The sequence below is a fragment of the Oleiphilus sp. HI0066 genome (assembly GCF_001635725.1).
This window is the reverse complement of the sequence record NZ_LWFH01001552.1, coordinates 1-1,062: the sequence shown is the minus strand read 5'-3', so window position 1 is coordinate 1,062 and position 1,062 is coordinate 1. Positions and strand designations below refer to the sequence as shown.

Annotated in this window: 1 protein-coding gene; it reads left to right on the top strand. The window is 47.6% G+C overall.

All coding sequences use genetic code 11. The features are described from left to right. Window positions 1-826: hypothetical protein (locus tag A3738_RS31480; RefSeq protein WP_197474004.1), on the top strand; the 826-nt coding region annotated here is incomplete at its 5' end. Window positions 827-1,062 lie beyond the last annotated feature (236 nt).

Sequence of the window (1,062 nt, the reverse complement as noted above, 5' to 3'; positions counted from 1 at the left end):
GCCCCCAGCCTTCGTATACAAAGCGCGCCTCATAGAAGACCAAGAAGACAGCGCGTTACTGGCGCATAAAACATGGCGTTTTGATTTTTCCCAATTGACCCTTACTGGAGGTGTAAACAATTATCAGCGCACCCTCGAGGATCAGTTCACCAACACCCAGCAATCAATCCACGTCGAAACATTAGGGCTTAGCGCGATATACAACAACGCCATTCAAGCTTTATATGGGGTTAGCCCAGCGCACGGTCGCACCATTCAACTCAACATCGAACGAGATCGTGTCGAGATAAATTCTGGTGATCAGTCATATGGAAACGTTTGGATCCTTGATTGGCGCGAGTACATCGCACTCTATGGCCCACATACACTAGCCTTGCGCGCATTTATAGGTGAAGCGCAAACTGGAGCAGACTTCTTTGATTTAGGCGATAGCCCGTCCATCACCGCATTTAAACAAGGCTTGATTCACCAACGCGAAAAACCATTGCGAGGCTATCCAGATTCTGCACAAGAGCTTCGCGGCTTTAAGCCAAGTATTTATTCGGCCGATTACCGATTCCCTATCGCCTATGTCGACCAGGGAATCGACGCTTGGCCTATTGGTCTTCACACCATCTCTGGAGCGCTATTTTATGAATCCGGCACGCCAAACCGAGACAAATCAACGTTTGATGCCGCCGGAGTGGAGCTAAATGTCGGTCTAGATTTGGGTTACAGCGCGCTGCCGGTCGCATTGAGGCTAGGCACTGCATTTCCGTTTGACGAAACATCTACCGCACCGGACAAAGATCCAAATTATTACTTAGGGATCGGATACAGTCTCTAAGCTTTTATGGTTAGTTAATACGAAAATCGATTGTCTGCGCTGAGAAATAGTGCAGACATTCTCTCTTTTACCCCTGCTTAATACAGCCACTTTTCTTGAGCTCTTCAAGTTGACCAGCATCAAAGCCAAACTGACCTAGCACCTCATCGTTATGGGCTCCTAACGGTTCACCTAAACTTGGTTCTTGAACCCTATCAAATGGCAAAGCACTTGCAATTTGTTTCACGCTTTCACCG